The sequence below is a fragment of the Thiorhodovibrio frisius genome (assembly GCF_033954835.1).
Classification (GTDB): domain Bacteria; phylum Pseudomonadota; class Gammaproteobacteria; order Chromatiales; family Chromatiaceae; genus Thiorhodovibrio; species Thiorhodovibrio frisius.
In genome coordinates, this window is sequence record NZ_CP121471.1 from 4,865,800 (window position 1) to 4,885,286 (window position 19,487).

14 protein-coding genes and 2 tRNA genes are annotated in these 19,487 nt (G+C 60.7%); 2 read left to right on the plus strand and 14 right to left on the minus strand.

Annotated features, from left to right (window positions below):
- Positions 1-114 precede the first annotated feature (114 nt).
- From Thiofri_RS22180 to Thiofri_RS22200, 5 genes are all read right to left on the minus strand, one after another.
- Positions 115-384 (minus strand): CopG family ribbon-helix-helix protein, encoded by a 270-nt coding sequence (locus tag Thiofri_RS22180; protein WP_009148629.1) that lies wholly within the window; start codon positions 382-384, stop codon positions 115-117.
- A gap of 150 nt (positions 385-534) precedes the next feature.
- Positions 535-2,118 carry a sodium:solute symporter family transporter gene (locus Thiofri_RS22185; RefSeq protein WP_009148630.1) on the minus strand — a complete coding sequence of 528 codons (1,584 nt, stop codon included), beginning with the start codon at positions 2,116-2,118 and terminating at the stop codon, positions 535-537.
- Between the two features lie 18 nt (positions 2,119-2,136).
- Positions 2,137-2,376: a hypothetical protein gene (locus tag Thiofri_RS22190; protein ID WP_009148631.1), complete on the minus strand. Its 240-nt coding sequence runs from the start codon at positions 2,374-2,376 to the stop codon at positions 2,137-2,139.
- Positions 2,373-2,753, minus strand: coding sequence for a nucleotidyltransferase family protein (locus tag Thiofri_RS22195; RefSeq protein ID WP_190275808.1), 381 nt, complete (start codon positions 2,751-2,753; stop codon positions 2,373-2,375). The genes Thiofri_RS22190 and Thiofri_RS22195 overlap by 4 nt, the downstream gene beginning before the upstream one ends.
- A 69-nt stretch (positions 2,754-2,822) precedes the next feature.
- Entirely contained in the window at positions 2,823-5,105 is a 2,283-nt protein-coding gene (locus Thiofri_RS22200) for an HAD-IIB family hydrolase (RefSeq protein ID WP_083848507.1), read from the minus strand.
- A gap of 334 nt (positions 5,106-5,439) precedes the next feature.
- Between Thiofri_RS22200 and Thiofri_RS22205 the strand changes: the two genes are divergently transcribed.
- The gene (locus Thiofri_RS22205; protein WP_009148634.1) at positions 5,440-5,682 is read left to right on the plus strand and encodes a hypothetical protein; all 243 of its coding nucleotides are present in this window, start codon (positions 5,440-5,442) and stop codon (positions 5,680-5,682) included.
- A gap of 48 nt (positions 5,683-5,730) precedes the next feature.
- Here the strand turns inward: Thiofri_RS22205 and Thiofri_RS22210 are convergent, their stop codons facing one another.
- The 4 genes from Thiofri_RS22210 to Thiofri_RS22225 form a co-directional block, all read right to left on the minus strand.
- On the minus strand, positions 5,731-7,827 hold the full coding sequence (locus tag Thiofri_RS22210) for an ABC transporter ATP-binding protein (protein ID WP_009148635.1): 2,097 nt from the start codon (positions 7,825-7,827) through the stop codon (positions 5,731-5,733).
- Between the two features lie 48 nt (positions 7,828-7,875).
- Entirely contained in the window at positions 7,876-9,297 is a 1,422-nt protein-coding gene (locus tag Thiofri_RS22215) for an ABC transporter permease (RefSeq protein WP_009148636.1), read from the minus strand.
- 76 nt (positions 9,298-9,373) lie between these two features.
- Complete coding sequence (locus Thiofri_RS22220; RefSeq protein WP_009148637.1) at positions 9,374-10,351, minus strand: ABC transporter permease; 978 nt, start codon at positions 10,349-10,351, stop codon at positions 9,374-9,376.
- Positions 10,348-12,588: an ABC transporter substrate-binding protein gene (locus tag Thiofri_RS22225; protein ID WP_009148638.1), complete on the minus strand. Its 2,241-nt coding sequence runs from the start codon at positions 12,586-12,588 to the stop codon at positions 10,348-10,350. Before Thiofri_RS22225 ends, Thiofri_RS22220 begins: the two co-directional genes overlap by 4 nt.
- 128 nt (positions 12,589-12,716) lie before the next feature.
- Here Thiofri_RS22225 and Thiofri_RS22230 point away from each other — a divergent pair, with 128 nt between their 5' ends.
- Positions 12,717-13,493: an enoyl-ACP reductase FabI gene (locus Thiofri_RS22230; protein WP_009148639.1), complete on the plus strand. Its 777-nt coding sequence runs from the start codon at positions 12,717-12,719 to the stop codon at positions 13,491-13,493.
- Between the two features lie 57 nt (positions 13,494-13,550).
- Here the strand turns inward: Thiofri_RS22230 and Thiofri_RS22235 are convergent, their stop codons facing one another.
- The 5 genes from Thiofri_RS22235 to lon form a co-directional block, all read right to left on the minus strand.
- Entirely contained in the window at positions 13,551-15,473 is a 1,923-nt protein-coding gene (locus tag Thiofri_RS22235) for a SurA N-terminal domain-containing protein (protein ID WP_009148640.1), read from the minus strand.
- Between the two features lie 215 nt (positions 15,474-15,688).
- A tRNA-Asp gene (locus Thiofri_RS22240) sits at positions 15,689-15,765 on the minus strand.
- 231 nt (positions 15,766-15,996) lie between these two features.
- Positions 15,997-16,072 (minus strand) — tRNA-Val (locus Thiofri_RS22245).
- Positions 16,073-16,180: 108 nt separating this feature from the next.
- Positions 16,181-16,453, minus strand: coding sequence for an HU family DNA-binding protein (locus tag Thiofri_RS22250; protein ID WP_009148641.1), 273 nt, complete (start codon positions 16,451-16,453; stop codon positions 16,181-16,183).
- Positions 16,454-16,981: 528 nt separating this feature from the next.
- A complete protein-coding gene (gene lon / locus Thiofri_RS22255; protein ID WP_009148642.1) occupies positions 16,982-19,432 on the minus strand; it encodes an endopeptidase La in 2,451 nt (816 codons plus the stop codon).
- Between the last annotated feature and the right edge of the window lie 55 nt (positions 19,433-19,487).

The window sequence follows — 19,487 nt, forward strand, 5'->3', positions numbered from 1 at the left end:
AACTGAGAAACGGCTGCAAAATCCGCTCAGCCACCTGCGCGGCCGTTTGGGGATTGTCTTCGGCGATATAAGCCCTAACCGCCTGCAAATCGCCAATTGCCCGTTCGTGCCATTTTAGCCGCAACTTGGCGGCTCCAGTTCAACGCTCGCCCCCCAACTGCGAAGCCAGCGTTCGACCTCCTCATGTTCCACGATGCGCGCATGGCCACTCTCGAGTTCACTTACGGCATCCTGAATGGCCGCCACCTGCCAGTCCCCATGCGCGACATAGCGCTCAATGGCGTCGACCATCAGCGACCCAGGCTGGCACCCAGTCGCCTGAGCCAGCAGGTTCAGACGATTCAGGGTCTCTGACTCCAACCGGAGCGACACGGCTTCTTTCATACCCTTACCTCAGGTGTATTGGCCGACCTAAGAAACCAAAGACTGTGGACTGACACTCCAGGCCAACACTCCCAGCAATGCACCCTGGACTTGAATCAAGGCTGCGGTATCCGGTTTTCCGGAAACCGCCCAACAAGATGAACCCGAGAATCAGCGAAAGTTCCACACCAAGGCCAGGGTCAACAGCAGCAGAAGAATGCCATGCAGGCGATAATCCCACCACCAGCGGGTTCCGGGCTCGGGTTTGGACAGCGCCGGTGACCAGAGTGCCGGCGAGCGCTCAGCGGCGCTGACCGGCCAGAGCCAGCTGGTGGTGAGAAAAATACCGGCGCTGACAAAAAACAGCAGCCCAGCAATCAGGGTGAAATGCAGGGTGATCACACCGAGCAGCCAGAGCCCGAACAGCACTGCCGAGATCAGATGCCCGCCGAGCAGCGTCGCGAGCGCGCTGCGCGGTCCGGCGCGAGCGACAAAGGCGCCGAGCAGAAAGACTGCGGCCACCGGCGGCACCAGATAGGACAGCGCGGTTTGCAGATAATGGAACAGCCCCTCGAAATGGCCGATCAGGGGTGCGATGATCGCCGCGAGCAGCATAAAGAGCAGGATGGCGGCACGGCCAATCCATGCGGTGCGCCTTGGTCTCAAGGTTGGCCAGGCCGGCTTGATGAAATCGAGCGTCAGCAGGGTGGCGGCGGAATTCAGGGTAGAGTCGATGCTCGACATCAGGGCCGCAACAAGTGCGGCCAGAATCAGGCCGGTCAGGCCCACTGGCAGCAGCTCGGCGATCAGTGCCGGGAACACTTGATCGCCATGCTCAAGCCCAGGCAGGATCTGAATCGCCATCACCCCGGGCAGCACCATGATGAAAAGCACCGGCAGCTTGAGCAGCCCGGCCAGCAGAGCGCCGGCGCGCGCGTGGCTGATGCTGCGTGCGCCTAGCACCCGCTGCACGATGAACTGATTAGTGCACCAGAAGTAAAATCCCAGCACCGGCACGCCGATCAGGGTGCCGAGCCAGGGCAGATTCGGATCATCCAGCGGTAGGAACAGGTGCAGCCGTTCCGGCGGGGTGGCGGCGACCAGCGCGCCCCAGTCGAAGCCCAGCTCGGCAAAGCTGAGCCAGGTGACCAGGCAGGCGCCGATGATGAGCAAAATGGCCTGGAGCACATCGGTGTAGACCACTGCGGCCAGTCCGCCGGCGGCGGTGTAGCTGGCGGCGACTGCGGCCAGCAGCAGCGCGGCGGTGAAGAGATCCAGCCCCGGCACCAGACTGGCCAGCACCAGGGCGCCGGCAAAGAGGGTGCCGGCGGTGTCGACCAGGATATTGGCGAGCAGCGTCAGCGCCGAGAAGTAACGCCGCGCGCGGCGGTCGAAGCGGCACTCCAGCCACTCGGGCACAGTGCCGATGCGGGCATTGAGATAGAGCGGAATGAACACCAACGCCATGACCACCAGAATGGGTGCGGCCATCCATTCGTAATTGGCGACCGCCAGCCCCCAGGTGTAAGCCGCGCCGGCCAGGCCGATCAGGGTGGTGGACGAGATGTTCGAGGCAAAGAGCGACAGCCCGACCGGCGCCCAGTGCAGCCGCCGCCCGGCCAGGAACAGATCCTGATCGTCATGGGTACGTCGCGCCACCAGCACACCGATGACGGCAATCAGCACGAAGTAACCGCCGATAACGGCCAAATCGACGGCGGTGAGCGAAATCTGACTGAGGTTGATCTCTTTCACGCGAACCTCGGCAACCGTTCAGCCGTCATCCCTTGCCTGTTCGGCCGTTTGCGCGAGAAAGCCATCGATTTCACGCGCAATGCGCTCCATCAGGGCCTCAACCGAGCCATAGGCATGGTGCAAAGCGACCGCCGCCTGCGCGCTGCCTGCCGGGTCGCGGGATGACAGCTTGAGATTGCGCAATTCCTCGACACGCCTGGCCAAGGCTTCGCGATCGAAGCGAATTTCCGCGCGCAACCGCTGGATGGTGCCGTTCACAATGACTCCCCCTCACTGTCGATGCGCTCGAGAAGGCTCGGCGGCGCTTGCTCAATCTCGACCAGATCGACGGGAGCCTGGAAGATGTTCATCAAGTCTCCAAGCGCGGCGAAGTAGCGCTTGGACATCAGTCCGGCAACGGCCAGATCCACGTCGCTGTCGGCATGGCAACGACCTGTCGCGAGGGAGCCGAAAAGCACCACCCGCGTTGCACCATACTGATCTCGCAACAAGGCAACAGCCTGCGGCAGGTGCCGGCGCAGCTCAAGCGCACGCGCGCGGCCTTGGCGGTCGGATTCTTGCGCTAAACAGCGCAAATGCGCGGCGGCTTCAGCCGGCGTTACGACCACCCGTGGCCGGGCTGCATCTGACGCCAAACACGCTGAACTGTCAGATCGGGAGTTGCCGAACATGCCACAACGACCTCGCTCGATTAGCTTGCTTGATTAGCTCGGGCGCGCGGATTCTTCCTCGTCCTCATGACCACTCGACTGGTCATCGCCATCAGCCGGGGTCTGCGACGCCGCTCCCGACTCATCTGACTGCGACAGCTCTGTCAGCGATGCTGGCTCTGCATCGGGCGCCGGCGGCACCTGACAGGCGGCAAAGAAGTCGTAGTGGTCGATGGCTTCCAGAATACCGGCCGCAAATGGCTCCTGTGCAAAGTAGATACTCTCGGTGTCGATCAGCTTGGAGAGTTCCTCGTTGTGGCGGTTGGCGACCACCACAGCCAGGGTGTTGCCGCGCATCATGTCCTCGTCCGCGCCGGAGCCACCGGCGCACAGGCAGTGCTCAAGCGGGATACCCCATTGATCCGCCACATAGCGCAACGCCAGCCCTTTGGATGCGCGCGCGGGGACCACGTCGAGGAACTGGCCGAAGGACAGATTGAGATGGACGTTCAGGTCGGCCTGATGCAGCAGACTGCCGATGTCATCGAGCGACGGAGCATGCTCGGGGTCGTAGAAGAAGCTGACCTTGAAGCGACTCTGCTCAGACTTTTGCTGGGGCTTGACGCCCGGCAACTCAACAAGCAGGTCGCGCACCCGGCGCGGATACCACAGATTGTCAATATGCCGCGTCCAGGAGCCGTCGGCCGTAAGCTGGGGCGCGTAGTAAATCTCGGTGCCCAGGGCGGTGATGAGCACATCCGGGCGCGGAATGCCATAGCGACGCATGATGGCCAGCGCCGAGTCCAGCCGCCGGCCGGTGGCGATGCCGAAGGTGGAGCACTTGCGGTTGTCGCGCAGGATGCGGATGAAATCGGCAAGCGAATCCGGATCACCGAGCAGGTTCTGGTCGAGATCGGTAAAGATGGCGCGGTCGTGGTAGAGAATCCGCCGGCGTGATAACGGCGCCTGCGGGGGCGGCTGGACTTTCTCAAGCAGCGGGCCAAGCGCTTCCATGTAGCTGTCGGCATGGGCGCTCCAGGCATAGTGCTTACGCACCCCGGCCAGGCCATTCTGCGCGAGTTTGCGCCAGCCGCTGGCATCGCACAGCACCTTGAGCAGCGCCTTGGTAATGTCCTGCTTGTCGAGAGGGTCGATCAGGATGCCGTTTCTACAGTGGTCAATGATGTCGATGGGCCCGCCATCCTCGGTGGCGACAATGGGCAGACCGCTGGCAGCGGCCTCAATCAGCGTCAGGCCGAAGGGCTCGGTCAGTGCGGGATTGATGAAGACCCCGCGCGAGGCAGCGGCAATCTGGTAGAGCAGCGCAACCTCATCGGCGCTGTGATGCTTCGGATAGGCCACCCGGCCGTAGAGATCGTAAAGGTCGATCAACAGCAAAATGTCGGTCAGCACCGTCTGGGCGCCGCTGTCCATGTCGCGCAGATCATCGCGATTACCGGCGACGATGACCAGATTCGCCGTTCTTTGCAGCTCCGGCGACTCACCATAGGCCTCAACCAGGGTGGCGATGTTCTTGCGCTCATCGGGCCGCGACAAGGCGAGAATCAGCGGCTTTTTCGGCTCGCGCAGAAAGCGCAGCAGCTCGTTGCGGATAGGCGCCTTCTGCTCGCGGCCATCGGGCGGACGGAAGCGTTCCAGATCTGTCCCTGGCGGGATCACCTGCATGCGCTCGGGCTGGTAGTGATCGTAGAGCCCGTATTGCTCTTCGATCTCCTGGGTGGTGCTGGTAATCACCAGACTGGCCGCACCGAGGGTTTCTTCCTCGGCATTGATGCGCCGGGTCATGTTGTAGCGGGTGTCGATGACATCCTGCTTGACTCCAGAGGCCAGCAACCGTCGCCGCTTAACGCGCCCGAGTGAGTGGCCGGTATGCACCAGCGGCACGCCGAGCTGGGCGGACAGACGCACACCGACATAGCCTGCATCGGCGTAATGAGAGTGGATCAGGCAAGGCAGCCGGTCGGACTCGCGCAGAAAGCTCAGTGCGTTATCGGCAAAGGTGTCGAGATGATCCCACAGCTGTTCCTTGGGCAGATATTCCGGCGGCCCGGCCTCGATGCGCACAATGCGCGCGCCATCGCCGATGGGCTCAATGGGCACGGCGTAGTCCGGACTGATATTGGGGTCATCGACCAAGCGGGTGAAAAGGTCCACCTGACCGACATCGGGGCGCTTGGCCAGCGCGCGGGCCAGCTCGATGACGTAGAGAATCTGGCCGCCGGTGTCGGCATCGCGGCCCAACTCTAGGTTGTGACCACGAAACAGACCGTGGACGCTCAGCAGGACAATATGGCGAGATGGCGCTTCAGCATTCATATCACAGGCAATCATGCAAGGGTTGCAAGGCTGTCGGGAGTTGAGGCAAAGTGCCGCCCGGAACCGACAACGAACGCCATCAGTCTAACAAACTCCAGCGAAAAAACTGCGCGGTGGAGCAGACATTCATCGAGCCCGAGATTTTGCCCCAGGCGCCAGCAATTCCGAATTGCAGTCGCTCGAGTGCCAAAGAGGCGGCTTGCCACCGCTTCAAATCGAGCCAGGAGCCACCTCGACTTGGGGCGATAGGGCTATGATGCTCTGTTGCCATCGGACGATGGCATCGGATCAGCCAGCCACAAAGTTCAAGCAACGACCCATGGGAGCATCTTGCATGCCACAGACAGATACCACGGCCTTGTACCAGAAATTCCCCCATTTGAAGGAAATCGACAAACTCTGGGGCACCCGTGACGCACGCGATTTCATCAAGTCCCTGATGAGCGACAGCCGCGATGGGGCACGCCAGGGGTTTTCCCTGGAGCATAGCTCGACCCTCTTCGCACTGTTGGTCGAGCATGACGAGGAGTTCCCTCAGTTCGACGATTCCCACGCGTTTAATACTGGCGACGACTGACGCCTCAGCGGCCTTTATTGCCTGACGGATTTGCTCGCCGAAACCCTCTTAAGCCTCGCCGGTGACAATCTCCGGCAGACAGCAAACCTGACGCTCGGCGCCGAACGCCACAGCATCGGGGTAGGCGCGCGCGCACTCTGGCCTCGCCTGCGGGCAACGCGGATGAAAATGACAACCTGACGGGGGATTGGCCGGAGATGGCATATCCCCACTGAGGCGAATCACCTCACGGCCACTGTCCTGATCAATACTAGGCACAGCGGAGAGCAGTGCCCGGGTGTAGGGGTGGCGCGGATCATCCAGCACAGCCCCGGCCGGCCCCTGCTCGACAATGCGACCGAGATACATCACGGCCATTTGTTGGGCGAGGTAAGACACCACCGCGATGTTGTGGGTAATGAACAGATAGGCGATGCCAAAATCCTGCTGCAAGGATTTGAGCAGGTTCAAAATCTGCGCCTGAACCGAAACATCGAGCGCGCTCGTCGGCTCGTCACACACAATCACTTTCGGCTCCACCGCCAGCGCCCGGGCAATACAAATGCGCTGGCGCTGACCACCGGAGAATTCATGCGGATAGCGCGTCATGGCCTCAGCACCAATGCCGACGCGCTCGAGCAGCGCAGCCACGCGCTCGCGCCGGCGCGCCGCCTTGGATTCGAGGCCCAGCGCCTGCAAGCCTTCGCCGACAATGTCGCCAACCAGCATGCGCGGGTTCATGGCGGCGAAGGGGTCCTGGAAAATGATCTGCAAATCCTTGCGCAGCCTGCGCATGCGCCCGGCTGACAGAGCCGCGAGATCCTCACCCAGATAATGCACACGTCCGCCGGTGGGCAGCTCGAGCCGTAACAGCCCCTTGCCAGCCGTGGTCTTGCCGCAGCCGGACTCACCCACCAGCGCCAGGGTTTCGCCAGCCTTGAGAGTCAAATCCACCCCATCGACCGCCCGCACCTGGCCGACCACGCGCTTGAAAAGCCCCCTACGAATCGGGAACCAGACTTTGAGTGCCTCAGTGGTCAGCAGCGGCTCGGCGGCTGGCGACGATGATGCCTGGTCTTGATCCGCATCGGATGTCGCAGCGACCGCCGGCGCGAACTCCACTCTCCCATCGCGCCACAGCAGGCAGCGCACCTGATGGTCCCTGCCCGCTTGGTACCAATCCGGTGCGCTACTGTGGCATTCGGATCGCGCCAGCTCGCAGCGCGGCGCGAAGCGACAGCCGCTGAAGGGCTGATCGAGCGGCGGCACACGGCCCGGAATCATCGCCAGCGCACCGCCGCGCTTGGCCGCCGTTGGCAGACTTTCGAGCAATTTGCGGCTGTAGGGATGGGCCGGCGCGGCAAAAAACTCGGCACAGCTCGCCTGCTCGACCAGCTGCCCGGCGTACATCACCGCCAGGCGGTCGGCGGTCTCGGCCACCACGCCTAGATCATGGGTGATCAGCAGCACACTCATGCCGGTGTCGCGCTGTAGACCTTTCAGCAGCTGCAAAACCTGCGCCTGGATGGTGACATCCAACGCCGTGGTCGGCTCATCGGCAATCAGCAGCTGCGGATTACCGGCCAGCGCCATGGCAATCATCACCCGCTGTTTCATGCCACCGGAGAGCTGATGGGGGTATTCCTCGGCACGGCGCTCGGGGTCGGGAATGCCAACCGCACGCAGCAGTTCAACGACCCGCGCGGCTACCTGACCAGACCCCGCAGCCGCAGACACCAGCGCTTCAGACTGGGCAGCTTCAGAGCAAGGCGCGGTCTTTTCAGCAGTCGGCCCCTCATGCAGCCGCACCGCTTCGGCCACCTGGGTGCCAACACGCAACACGGGGTTCAGCGAGGTTTGGGGTTCCTGGAAAATCATGGCCAGACGCCCGCCGCGCAGCGCGCGCATGTCACGCTCCGCCAGACGCAGCAGTTCTTGCTCGCCGAGCTTGACCGAGCCAGAAACAATCCGTCCGCCGAGTGGCAACAGCCGCATCAAGGAAAGGGCCGTCATGGACTTGCCGCAGCCAGACTCGCCGAGCAGCGCCAGGGTCTCACCAGGAGCGATGCGCAGATCAATCCCATCGACCACGGTCACTGATCGCGTTGCGCCGCCTAGTTGGGTGCGCAGGTTGCTGACTTCCAGCACCGAATGCTTTCCGGCCATTAGATTCTTCCCGGACATTATCCGATCAGACATCAGTTGCAAGCCCACTCATGGTGAATTCCTCAAGCGCGGATCAAAGGCGTCGCGCACCACGTCGGCGAGCAGATTGGCGGCCAGCACCAGGGTAAACATAAAGACAAATGCCGCCGCCAGGGACCACCAGACGATGGGGTCGCGCGCCAGTTCCAGACGCGCGCTGTTGATCATATTGCCCCAGCTGTTCATGGTTGGATCGACACCAATGTTGACATAGGACAGCACCGCCTCGGCCAGCACCAGGCCGCTGAAGTCAAGCACGATGGCGATCATCACGATATGCAGCACATTCGGCAGGATATGGCGGGCGATGATGCGCGAATGCCGCACCCCGAGCGCAGTGGCCGCTTGCACATAGTCGGCCTCGCGCAGTTTGAGCGCCTCGCCGCGCAGCAACCGGCACAGTCCGGTCCAGCTGGTCACGCCAAGGATGATGCACAAAAACAGCAGACGCAAATCGGCGCGCTCAACCAGGCTGTTGAACTCATCGCCGTGGTTGGTCATATAGACTTGCAGCATCAAAATGGCGGCGGCAATCAAGAGCACGCCGGGGATGGAATTGAGCGTGGTGTAAAGGTATTGGATGATGTCATCGGTCAGACCACGGAAATACCCGGCCATGATGCCCAGAATCACCGCCGCCGGCAGCATCACCAGGGTGGTCAGGGTGCCAATCACCAAGCCGGTGCGAACACTCTTGAGGCTCTGATAGAAAACATCCTCGCCCACTTTGTCGGTGCCGAGGATGTGATAGTTCAACGCCAACTCACCGGCGATGAAGCTGATGGCCAGCATCACCAGCAGCGTCCACAAAGCTACCCGCCAAGGCGCCTGCTCCGGCGCTTGCCATAAGGATCGCCAGAGTGCGTCAAACGCCTTTCGCCGATGCCAGGCCCAGCCGCCCAGCCCCACCAGAAGGATGGCGGTCCAGGCGATCAGCGCCTTGATCAGCCCAAGCAGGCTGGAGACCACAATATCCCAGCCACGCCCCTGCTCCGGGTCATCAAGATGCACGCCGCCATATTTGAGCCGGGGATAGGTGCGCACCAGGCTTCCATCCGGCTGCTCAATGGGCTCTTTGACAAACAAATGGGTGGCGAAGGGCGCCGAGAAGGTTTTTTCCCCGCGCTCGCGCAACGGCGTGAGCCAAAGATCCAGCAATGAAAGGATTTGGGTCGAGTGCGCCGGCGCTGGCGCGTCTGTTGCAGATTGTTCCGCAGCCGCCTCCAGCCGCGGATGAAAGTGCACCGAGTCGAGCAAGCCGATGACGACATAAAAGCCCAGCACCACCAAGGCCGCCGCAGCCACCCGCGAGCGCCCCACCTGGCGCCAAGGCTCGGCCAGGTGCGGATGGTGCGAGGCATAGAAGGCAAAGCTGAGCGCCACCGCAATCAGCAGAAAAATGAGCGCATCGGTCCAGAGGATTACCAGCATGGTGAAGCAACCAAAATCCAAAGGTCCAGCGCGCGACAACTGCGGCCCGCTAACCACTGACCACTGACCACCCGGCTCATGACAGCCGCACCCTCGGATCGACCAGCGTGTAGGAGATGTCCGTCAAAATCAGCCCCAGAATGTAGAGCACCGAGCCGAGAAACACCATGGCGCGCACAATGGCAAAGTCCTGGCGGCTGATGGCATCGATGGTGTAGCTGCCGAGCCCCGGGATACCAAAGAAAGACTCGGTAATGAGCGCGCCCATGAACAACAGCGGCAGCACCGCCACCACGCCGGTCAGGATAGGAATGAGCGCATTGCGCAGCACATGGCGGAAGAGCACCACTCGCTCGGCCAAGCCCTTGGCGCGCGCGGTACGCACATAATCGCGGTTGATCTCCTCAAGGAAAAAGGTGCGATACAGGCGAGTACCGCTGCCAATGCTGGCGATAACGCTGACAATCACTGGAAGGATCAGGAATTTGAGCGCCTCAAATCCAGTGTCATAGCCAGAGATGGGCACCAAATGCAGCAGCTTGCCAATCAAAAACTGCCCGCCAATGATGTAGAACAGACTGGAAATAGACATCATGGCCACCAGCAGCACCACGCTGCCGAAGTCGATATAGGTGGCGCGGAAGAACACAATCATCAGCGCATAGCTGATGTTGATGGCAAGACCCGTGAGCAACACAGGCACCGCGATGGCCAGACTCGGCCACATGCGCTGGGAGATGTCGTTGCCAATGTTACGCCCGCTGTCGGATGAACCAAAATCAAAGGCAAAGAGCTTGAGTGACTTTTGGAAAAAAATCGTCTGGGTCAGCGCACCCAGCCCCTCGGCGGCCGGATTGACAAACAGCGGCTGGTCATAGCCATGCTCGGCCTTCCAGGTGTCGATGGCTTCTTGGGTCACGCGCTTATCCCCAAGCTGCATGCGCGCCATGTCATCGGGCGAGTTGACCACGAAAAAGAGCGCGAAAGTGAGAATATTCACCCCGATGAGGATCGGCAGCGCATAGGCTACCCGGCGCAAAATATAGGCCATCATAGAGCGCGGCTCCTTTCGCGCCGGCGCGCCATCAGCCAGGCCGGCAGGGCACCGAGCACCAACACCAGCGCCAGCAGCCCAAGCGGCCAGAGCACGGGCGGATTCCACGCCAGGCGTTGCTCGGCGCGCCGATCCGGATTCAGGCGACGGTACTTCAGGGTATTGTTCGCCATGAGATTCGGCTTCACATTGCCAAGCCACTGATGGTAGAGGCTATAGGACTTGGGAAAGAAACCAAAGGCCACCGGCCCGTCGCGGCGCAGGATATCGGTCATCTCATCGATCAACGCCTGACGCTCGGGGGTGTCGTCCATCACCCGCATCTGCTCAAACAAGCGGTCGAACTCCGGATTTTGGTAATTGAAGGCGTTCTCCCCGCCCTTGACCTTGGCGTTGGGGCCATAGAGCAGGAAGAACAAATTCTCCGGGTCCGGATAGTCGGCATTCCAGCCCCACATGAAGATTTGCCCGGTGCCCTCGCGCATTTTGTCCTGAAAGCGATTGTAGTCGGTGGCGCGCACGACCAGCTCAATGCCGAGTTTGGCGAACTGTTTGCGCATCCAATTGAGCCGCGCCTTGCCATCGGGGCCGGCGTCCATGGCCTCGTAGTAGAGCGTGAGCGGGCGACCGGTTTGCGAATCTCGCCCATCCGGGTAGCCGGCCTCGGCGAGCAGGGCACGGGCTTCGCTGATCGGCTTGCGCACCGCACGGTTTTCCTGCCAATCAAAAAGATAAGGGTTGAGTCCGGCGCGCCCCTCGCGATGCCCGTAAATGCCCGGCGGCAGCATGCCCTGGGCCTCGATGCCGCGGCCATTGGCGAAAATGGAAATGTACTCGCCAAAGTCAACCGCCATGGCGATGGCCCGGCGCAGCAGGCGCGCGCGCTCGGAGTTACCACCCAGAACAGGGTCGAGCATGTTGAAGCCCATGTACCAGATGCTGGTATCCACGGCAGTCGCGAGCGCGATACCCTTGGCGCCCATATCCTCGGTCAGCTCGGCATCGCCACCGGCGCTAAACTGAATCGCCTGGTCGAAGGCATCGGAGGCGATGCCGGAGCTGTCGTAGTAACCCTGTAGAAACTTATTCCAATAGGGGATGCTTTCTTTCTCGAGCGCGAAGATCACCTGATCGACCAGCGGCAGCGGTTGGCCAGCATCCTCAAGCAACCCTGCCGCGACATCCTCGGGCATACCCTCACTCGGGTAGGTCTCACCATGAAAATGCGGGTTGCGACTGAGCACCATGCGCAAATTGGGATTATTCTCACTCAGCATGAAAGCACCACTGCCAAGCGGATACCAGTCCAGGGTGATATTGCGCTCGGCCAGCCCAGGTTGGGCGTAAAAAGCTTCAGCCTCCCAGGGCATGGGGCTGAAAAACAGCATCGCCAGCCAATACTGAAACTGCGGATAGCGCCCCTCGATGCGGATGCGATAGCTATAGCGGTCGACGACCTCGGCACCGGCAAAGGGCATCTTGCGCAGGTCGAAAAAGGGCCGCTCCCCTGTCTCAGGTGCCGGCGCCGCCTCGGCCAGGCGCTCACTCAGCTCAGCAAGATCCAGGATGTGCTTGTTCATCAGCCCGGCAATGGGCGAATGCAGCCAGGGCGCAGCCAGACGCTTGATCTGATACACATAGTCCTCGGCTGTCACCTCCCGGGTGCCGGTGGCAGGGAAGTCGCCGAGATCCTCAATGCCGCGCAGATCGGCGGGTTTGAGATGATGATAAAGATAGCCCTCCCCCGCCGGTGCGCCCTCGGCCCGGGCCAGCGCCGGGTGCGGCTGATACTGAATACCGGGGCGGATGCGAATCAGATACTCACTGACGGCGACCTGCTCGGCCGGTGCCGAGCCCGGCAGCCGGTTACCCTCGGCATCGAAATAACGCACCTCGGGCATGGATGCCGCCGTCAGCGGCACCAGGGTGTAGGGCCGCTTAAGAAAATGGTATTGCAGCGGGGGTTCGTAGATCTGCCCGATAAAGACATACTCGTTGCTGTTGTATGAACGCACCGGGTCGAGATGTTTGGGCTGCTCGGAAAAGGCGCTGTAGACGATGTTCGCGCGCGCTTCGCTGGCTGGATAGGGGTTGTTCCAAGCGGTGTCGCCGCAGCCGCCCAGCAGCAAAACCAAGGCTAGCGACCAGGCCAAAGCCAGTGGAACCAGAACAACGCCGCTCGGGCCTTTCAACTGGGGCGCACTTTGGTTAATGTGGCAAGTTGCTTTCACGCGCACAATGATCGCACCCTAGGCGCCGGCTTACCAGTGCCGAAGAGGATACGATGGCAACGGCGCCAGAGCCAGGACACTGACAAGTAAAACACCTCACAACCCAAACCACTCACAATAGAGACCAGGAAACCATGGGATTTTTAGCAGACAAGCGCTTTTTGATCACTGGCGTCGCCAGCAACCGCTCCATCGCCTGGGGTGTGGCTCAGGCCATGCATCGCGAGGGCGCACAACTGGCCTTCAGCTATCAGGGCGAGAAGCTGCGCGGGCGGGTCGAGGACCTGGCCGCCAAGTGTGATTCATCCATCGTGCTGCCGCTGGATGTGGCAAGTGATGCCGAGATCGATGCCTGCTTCGAGCAACTCGCCGGGCATTGGGATGGGCTCGATGGCATTGTGCATTCCATTGCCTTCGCGCCCAAGGAGGAGCTTGAGGGAAGCTACATCGATGCCGTGACGCGCAAAGGCTTCAATACCGCGCACGAGATCAGCGCCTACAGCTTCGCCGCCCTGGCTAAGGCGGGCCGCGCCATGATGGCCGGGCGCAATGGCGCGCTGGTGACCATGAGCTACCTGGGGGCGGTGCGCGCGGTGCCGAATTACAACGTGATGGGCGTGGCCAAGGCGAGCCTGGAGGCCAATGTGCGCTATCTGGCAGATTCCCTCGGCCCCGAGGGCACCCGGGTCAATGCCGTCTCCGCCGGGCCGATTCGCACCCTAGCCGCCGCCGGCATCTCGGATTTCCGCTCGATGCTCAAGCAGGTGGAAGAGCGCACCCCGCTGCGGCGCAATGTCACCATCGATGAAGTTGGCAATGCTGCGGCGTTTCTGTGCTCCGACCTGGCCTCAGGCATCACCGGGGATGTGCTTTACGTCGATACCGGGTACCACATCCTGGGGCTTGGATAACGCCTATCATCACAACCTCTTCCCGCGCTCATGAGCGCGGGGAGGCAAGACCAAGCCTTACTCCTGATCGGACGCCAGCGCCTTGCGCTCGATCTTAGCGCTGGCTTCGAGTCCCGACACCACATGGGTGAAGTCCGAACGGCCCAGGCTCTGTGCCAGCACGCGGGCCTCGGCGGCACGGGCCTCGACAGTCAAATCATCGACGGAGCCATCGCGCACTGCTGACACGGCAATAACAAAGGCGTCGCCCTCGCCATCGGTGGCCGTCCCGACGCTGGGACGCTCGACGCCCGGACGCGGCAGCAGGAAGGCTTCGCGCACCACAGCAGCAGGCAACTCGCCCGACTGACGCTCAATCATGCCAGGCGCCTCGACCGGATAGGTCTCGCCAGCAACCGCCGGCAGACTTTCTCCCTGTTCAATCCGCGCGGACAGCGCCTCGGCCGCCTGCAAGGCCGCCGCCGCCGCCTCACGCGCATTGAGCAGTTGGACAATCTCTTCGCGCACCTCCTTGAGGGGGCGCACTGCCTCCGGGCGATGCTCGTCAACCCGCAGTACCAGTGCCTCCAGGCGCTGGGGATCGGGTTCGATCAACTCGCTGTTATTGCCCCTGCCGAGCACTTCCTCACTGAAGGCGGCGGCCACCACTTTCTGGCTTGCAAAAATGCCAGCTCCGCCACTGCGGTCGATCCAGTCACTGGTCTGTATGTCCAGCCCCAGTTCCTCGGCGGCAGGCACCAGACTGTCGGGAACCTCATAGACCCGAGTCGCGAGCCGCTCGGCATGGTCATAAAAAGCGCCCTCGGCGGAGCGGCTCTGCAACTCCTTGCGCAATTCACCGGCGACATCATCGAAAGACGGCATCACACTGGGTTCGACAGCTGTGACCTCAAGCAGGTGGTAGCCGAAGCGGCTACGCACGGGTTCGCTCAAGTCACCGAGATTCAGGCTGAAGGCAGTCTGCTCAAGAACCGGGTCGAGCATGCCGCGTTCGATCTGGCCGAGATCGCCGCCCGCCGCAGCCGAGACGGGATCATCTGAAACATCGCTAGCGACACTGGCAAATGCCTCACCAGCGAGAATTCGCTCGCGCGCAGCGGCGGCTTTTTCGCGCGCAGCATCAATGCTGGCTTCATCAGCATCCGCTGGCAGCGCGATCAGGATATGACGGAGCGAGCGCATCTCTGGCGTCTTGAGAGTCTCGGCGCGTTCCTCGTACAACGCCTGAAGATCCTCCTCGCTGACGGTCTGATCGGCGCCAAGAAGCTCGGGGGACAGCAGGATATAGCTCAGCTTGACTTGCTCCGGAGACTTGAAGCGATCCGGGTTTTCATCATAGAAGGCGCGCACCTTCTCTTCATCCGGCGATTGCCCAGGTGCGAAATCCGCCTGCGGCAGCTTAATGTAGCTGATCTCGCGCTCTTGGCGGATCAGACGGATACTTTGATCAACCTCGCTTTGGGGGGCGAAAGCTGTACTCTCCACCGCACGCTCAAGCTGAGTTTGGAGCAATTGCAGGCGCAGGTTCTGTTCAAAGGCGGCTGGCGAGAGCCCCTGATATTGCAGCACCTGCGCATAGGTCGCCTTGTCGAAGTGGCCGTCTTTCTGGAAGGCAGGCTCTTGCGCGATGGCTGAACGCAGTACCGCATCGGCGACCCGCAGACCCAATTGCCCCGAGGCGTCAAGCAGCACCTGAGACTCAATCATCCGGTCCAGCACCCGTTCGCGCAGGCCGCCATCCTCAAATAAGGCCGGGTCGTAAGCGTCGCCCAAGCGCTCGCGCAAGTCCACGCGAGTGCGCTGAAGATTCTGATTCAGCTGCTGCTCGGTGATTTCAGCGCCATTGACGGTTGCCACCGCCGGTTCGCCACCGCCACCAAGATAGGACTGGATACCCCAGAGAGCGAAGGGAATGCTGATCAGGATTACGATGGCCCAAGCGACCCAGCCCTGGGCGCGTTCACGAATCTCGAGAAGCATGGTGTAATGATTGGCTCGTGCAATGCGCTGATACACCAGCGCGGAAGACGAAGTGGCCCGGAACGTCGATCAATGATTTCCAGGCCGAGATCAAGAAGTAAAGAACGACCGGACTCGAAATAGGCGCACCAAACAAAAACGGGGTACCCAACCGGATACCCCGCGATTTTTGCGACAAAACTTGGCACCGATCATGCCTGCTTGTGCGCCTTTATTGGCGGAGTGGACGGGACTCGAACCCGCGACCCCCGGCGTGACAGGCCGGTATTCTAACCGACTGAACTACCACTCCTAAAACTGACTCTTGCCTTGGCCTGAGCGTTCTTGAATCATAAGGGTTGAATCAAAAACGCTGGTTCCAAGACCTTACTCGAATATATGTAAATCGTCTGGGGTTTATTTTGTCAAAATCGCGTCTTTCGCGAAACCGCAGCCTTTAAAGCTAGTACATAAAACCTAGCGCATCAAACCGGAGCAAAAAAACTGGGTCAACCTATAGCCTCTAAGCGGGTAGCTAGCCTTATGGTGGGTGCTGCAGGGATCGAACCTGCGACCCTCGCCTTGTAAGGGCGATGCTCTCCCAGCTGAGCTAAGCACCCTAGAAACATCGCACCCCTAGGAACATCCGCTAGAGCGCGCCTGATTAGGATGCCCCTGCAAGGCAGAGCCCAGTCGGGAAATCCAGATCAGTAACGTCTTAAAGCCGGCTATTTTATCGCATCCTTGAGCGCTTTGCCAGCCTTAAATGATGGGGATTTCGACGCGGCTATCTGAATGGATGCACCGGTCTGAGGGTTGCGCCCGGTTCTTGCGGCACGCTCCTTCACGACGAAATTTCCGAAGCCAATGATGGAAACGGTATCGCCTTCCTTCAGCGCATGTGTGATGGCATCGATAAACCCGTCAAGCGCCTTGGCAGCCGCTGTTTTGGAGATATCTGCTTTTTCCGCCATGGTATCGACTATTTCAGATTTGTTCATACTTCCCCCGATTGTCTGTGCTTTTCCGAACGATTGCCTGAGAAAATACACGATTGCCTTAGAAAATAACCCGCTTGCCAAGGCAGGAGCAGCATCGCAATCTGCCCGCCATGAACCTGAAGAGTCCAGAAGCCGCATCAGATGACCACGACCTCAGCCTGCAAGACGGCCGGTTAAACAGAAGCGACTCATGGTCACTCCGCTGACGTGGGCGATTGTTGTAGAGATCGCCGTGGCCTGTCAAGTCACATACCGGACAAAATACGAGGGTACGACGGAGCCCAATTCGTGATACAGACTCGCGCTCCTGCGCGGACCGGCCTGACGAGAACCCGACTATTCCGCACAAATCATGAACAACTGAGTCGGGTTTTGTTGCCGCAACCGAGGCGCCAGGACAAAGACTGAACTGTGCCGGAGCGCACAGAAAGCAACCCTAAGGTCCATAGCCCACCAATCGGCCAAGTACGCCATAATTCCGCCCCGGCTGGCGCTGGCAGAATCTGGCGCTTGTCCGATTTATATCTCTCAGTGATGGGTGCGCGCGCCCTCGGGTGATCGTTTGGCCTCGGAGTCCGGCGGAACGCTGTCGTCCGGCTCGGCCTCAGCGCCGTCGCGAATCACCGGATGCGGAGTCTCCGTCAGAGCGTGAGCGAACACCTCATCGATCCAGCGGACCGGGCAAATCTCCAGATGTTGCTTGATATTCTTTGGAATCTCGACCAGATCGCGCTCGTTCTCGTGCGGAATCAGCACCAACTCGATGCCGCCGCGGTGCGCGGCCAGCAGCTTTTCCTTCAGTCCGCCAATTGGCAGCACCTCGCCGCGCAGCGTAATTTCCCCGGTCATCGCCACGGATGAGCGCACCGGCACCTTGGTCAGGGCCGATACCATGGCGGTGCACATGGCCACTCCCGCACTGGGGCCATCCTTGGGGGTGGCACCTTCTGGCACATGGATGTGCAGGTCAAACTTCTGATGGAAGTCGCCGTCGATGCCAAGCGACTCGGCGCGACTGCGCACCACCGTGAGCGCCGCCTGAATGGACTCCTGCATGACATCGCCAAGCTGGCCGGTGTAAATAAACTTACCCTTGCCGGGCACCAGCGCGGATTCGATGCGCAAGAGTTCGCCACCCACCTCTGTCCAGGCCAAGCCGGTGACCTGGCCAATGCGATCATGCTCATCGGCACGCCCGAAGCGAAAGCGTTGAACACCAAGATACTTTTCCAGACTCTTGGGTGTGACGACAATGGCGGAGTCCCGCTTCTTCAACAAGACCTCCTTGACAACCTTGCGGCAGACCTTGGACAGCTCACGCTCGAGATTACGCACCCCCGCTTCGCGGGTGTAATAACGGACGGTATCGCGCAGGGACGATTCGCGAATCGAGAGTTCGCCCCGCTTGAGCCCGTTGTGTTTCATCTGTTTCGGGAGCAAATAACGCTCCGCGATATTGACCTTTTCATCCTCGGTATAGCCGGAGAGCCGGATCACCTCCATGCGATCAAGCAACGCCGGCGGGATGTTCAGCGTGTTGGCCGTGGCGACGAACATCACTTCTGACAGGTCGAAGTCAACCTCAAGGTAATGATCGTTGAAGGTATCGTTCTGCTCGGGGTCCAGCACCTCAAGCAGCGCAGAGGCCGGGTCGCCGCGGAAATCCATGGCCATCTTGTCGATCTCGTCGAGCAAAAAGAAGGCATTCCGCGAGCCCGCCTTGGACAGATTCTGGATAATTTTCCCCGGCAAGGCACCGATGTAAGTGCGCCTGTGACCGCGAATTTCCGCCTCGTCACGCACGCCGCCCAAGGACATGCGCACGAATTTGCGGTTGGTGGCGCGCGCGATGGACTGTCCGAGAGAGGTCTTGCCCACTCCAGGAGGCCCAACCAGGCACAGGATCGGCCCCTTGAGCTTGCGCACGCGCTGTTGCACTGCGAGATATTCAAGAATCCGTTCTTTGACTTTCTCGAGTCCGAAATGATCAGCATCTAGCACTGATTCTGCGACGCGGATGTCATTTCTGATCCGGGTGCGCTTCTTCCAGGGGACCGACACCAGGGTGTCGATGTAGTTGCGCACGACAGTCGCCTCGGCCGACATGGGCGACATGAGCTTGAGTTTGTTTAGCTCGCCGACGGCTTTCTCGTGCACATCCTTGGGCATACCAGCCTCGTGGATGCGCCTGCCAAGATCCTCGAGTTCATTGGGCGCATCTTCAAGCTCACCCAACTCCTTCTGGATGGCCTTCATTTGTTCGTTCAGATAGTACTCGCGCTGATTCTTCTCCATCTGCTTTTTGACGCGCCCGCGAATCCGCTTTTCCATCTGCAGGTTGTCGTTTTCAGATTCCATCAGCCCCATCAGGTGCTCGAGACGTTCCTGAATATCGACAATCTCAAGCACGCGCTGCTTTTCATCGAGTTTCAGCGCCATGTGCGCAGCCATGGTATCGGCGAGACGACCAGGCTCGTCGATGCTCGCAAGCGAAGTCAGCACCTCGGGTGGGACTTTTTTGTTGAGCTTGACGTACTGATCAAACAGCGAGACCGCTGAGCGCATCAGCACCTCCTGCTCGCGCTCATCGGCCTTGAGTTGCTCGCGCAACGGCAAGGCCATTGCACCGAAGTAATCAGTCGTACTGATAAATTTGGTCGCCTCGGCACGATGATTGCCCTCGACCAGCACCTTGACGGTGCCATCGGGCAATTTCAGCAACTGCAAAATATTGGCCAGGGTGCCGATGCGGTAGAGATCCTTAACGCCCGGATCATCAACATCCGCGTGCTTTTGCGCCAGCAGCAGAATCTGCTTGTCGCTGGTCATGGCCGCATCAAGCGCGATAATGGATTTTTCGCGCCCAACAAACAGCGGAATCACCATGTGCGGGTAGACGACCACATCCCGCAGCGGCAGCACGGCAACGTCCTGCGGTACCTGGGTGACATATCTTTCCGGGGAGGGGGTCTTCGCCATCGGGGGATTCTCGCGGTTATTTGCCCCGCGACGGCCGCTCAGGCGCGCAACCGGG